Raw genomic sequence first — 1,885 nt, 5'->3', positions numbered from 1 at the left:
CACCCTCTACGACGAGACGACCGCCTGGTCGCATCACGCAGAGTTCGTTGCGGCTTGACATCTACGCTCCTGGGATGTCTTTCAGGAATGCCCAGAGTTCGGGATTCTCGGTCGCGGCCAGGGACAGGCCGATCCTTTCCCGTTCCTCATCGATATCGATCACTTCGGCGGTGACGCGCCGGCCGACCTGTATGACCTCATCCCATGGGTGACCCCAGGAGGCGTGCAAAGGCCCGATGTCCGCCGATGCCAGACCCAGCTGCCCGTCAAGCCTCACCGCGGCCCCGTGAGGAGGTCCCACCTGCGTGATTGTCCCCGAGACGATGTCGCCGACCCGAACCGCCCTCAAGATCTCCACTATGTCTTGATCGTTCGCCGGTCTGTCCACACTGCCCACTTTGTCATAACCACGGTGATGTCACCCGCTGCAAGCGCCGGGCCATTAGCGGGCCATCAGGAGGGGTGACGAGGGGTCAACCACGGTCACTCAGGACCGGTTTTCCGCCCAGCTCAGCGCCCCAGTGGTCCGTGATCGATGCAGTTCCCAAGCTGACAGCGCAGGTCCATGGACGAAGTTGTCGGCCTCCTCTGTCATGATCACCGAGATACGGCCTCGTGGAAGGAACGTGGATGCGCGGCGTGACGGCAGCGACCTATGAGTGGCTCTATCGGGAATTCACCGACGACACCGATGCCACCTGGCTCTACACCTGCTTCATCCGGGACCTGTCTCCCGAAGTCGCCTTGCAACGGATCGGCGTCCCCCCTGGCCCTCTGGGCGAGTCCGGATTCGGTGTCGCGGCCTACAAGATCATCTCGATCCTTACCGGTGACGATCTGCGCTTAGGAAGATCCGGAACATACACGGAACGATCTCCCTCCTGCATATCCGGTACGGCCGAAGACTCCAGGTCACGATGCCACACGCTTCGTAGAAGGCTTTCCACTTCTAATCCGACGGTCGCAGGTTCGAATCCTGCAGGGCGCGCGTTCGAGACCAGCTCAAACACCTTCTGAGCTGGTCTTTTGCTTGGGTACGGCTCTTGCCGGGTGTGCAGCAGTAGGCCGCCGAGAGCCCCTGTCTGTCGGTGGTCACGGGATATACGCGGGATGAAAGCGGCCGCATTCCCGCAGGTCGAGGCCAAGGTTTCGGGACCTCTGCGGGATGAGCCCCAGCGCACGACGAAGGGTCCCGGAGTGATCCGAGACCCATCGTTGTCACCTGATCATGCTGGTTCATGCGGCGAGGGCATCCATGATTCGCTGGTTGGCCACCTCGCGTTGCCCGTCGATGCACTTGGCATAGACCCTGAGCATGACATCCACGCCGTGCCCGGCCCGTTCCGCCGCTTCGGGCGCGTGGACGCCGGCGTTCAACCAGAGCGAGACGGCCGCGTGCCGCGTGCCGCAGGTCGTACGGTCGGCCCGCCAGGGGAGAGGCGACCTGATCGGGAGTGAGCGCGTAGGTCCGGGCCTCTTTCCAGATCTTGGCGTACGCCGAACCTGAGATCACGCCGTCCGTCCTGGTCCGGAAGAGCCGTCCGTCCTTGGCCGTGCCGTGCCTGTCGAGGTGCGTCCGGAGGATGGCCACCAGTTCGGGCGGAACCGGCCGCCGGTGGAGGCGTCGAAGTCCTTGACGGGTTCGACCTCGCCGACGATGTAGCAGCCGTGCGGGAAGACCATGGCGAAGGTGACGGGAATGGGGCCTTGCAGAGCCATAACGGCTCCTTTCTTGGATGTCATTCACTTGACCTATCAAGTGATGCTCCGAGATTAGATCGCTCAAACTTGCTACACAGGCTGAATTCGTAGAGTCAGAGAGTCGTGACGGTCCGCCGTTGTAGGTGTACGACCGATGTATGCGCTACGGGCAACGAGGCGGGTA

3 protein-coding genes are annotated in these 1,885 nt (G+C 62.5%); 1 reads left to right on the top strand and 2 read right to left on the bottom strand.

Annotated features, from left to right (window positions below; genetic code table 11):
* Window positions 1-61: 61 nt before the first annotated feature.
* The gene (locus tag BLR04_RS42205) at window positions 62-388 is read right to left on the bottom strand and encodes a S1 RNA-binding domain-containing protein (RefSeq protein ID WP_176903577.1); all 327 of its coding nucleotides are present in this window, start codon (window positions 386-388) and stop codon (window positions 62-64) included.
* A gap of 242 nt (window positions 389-630) precedes the next feature.
* Between BLR04_RS42205 and BLR04_RS40355 the strand changes: the two genes are divergently transcribed.
* Complete coding sequence (locus BLR04_RS40355; protein WP_143022459.1) at window positions 631-1,017, top strand: hypothetical protein; 387 nt, start codon at window positions 631-633, stop codon at window positions 1,015-1,017.
* A 492-nt stretch (window positions 1,018-1,509) separates the two neighbouring features.
* Here BLR04_RS40355 and BLR04_RS41545 read toward each other — a convergent pair whose 3' ends face one another.
* Complete coding sequence (locus tag BLR04_RS41545) at window positions 1,510-1,719, bottom strand: hypothetical protein (protein ID WP_218129357.1); 210 nt, start codon at window positions 1,717-1,719, stop codon at window positions 1,510-1,512.
* Window positions 1,720-1,885 lie beyond the last annotated feature (166 nt).

The organism is Nonomuraea maritima, from assembly GCF_900100395.1.
In the GTDB taxonomy this organism is placed as follows: domain Bacteria; phylum Actinomycetota; class Actinomycetes; order Streptosporangiales; family Streptosporangiaceae; genus Nonomuraea; species Nonomuraea maritima.
Note: the sequence above shows the minus strand (reverse complement) of the source record. Positions and strands in the feature narration are given on the sequence as shown.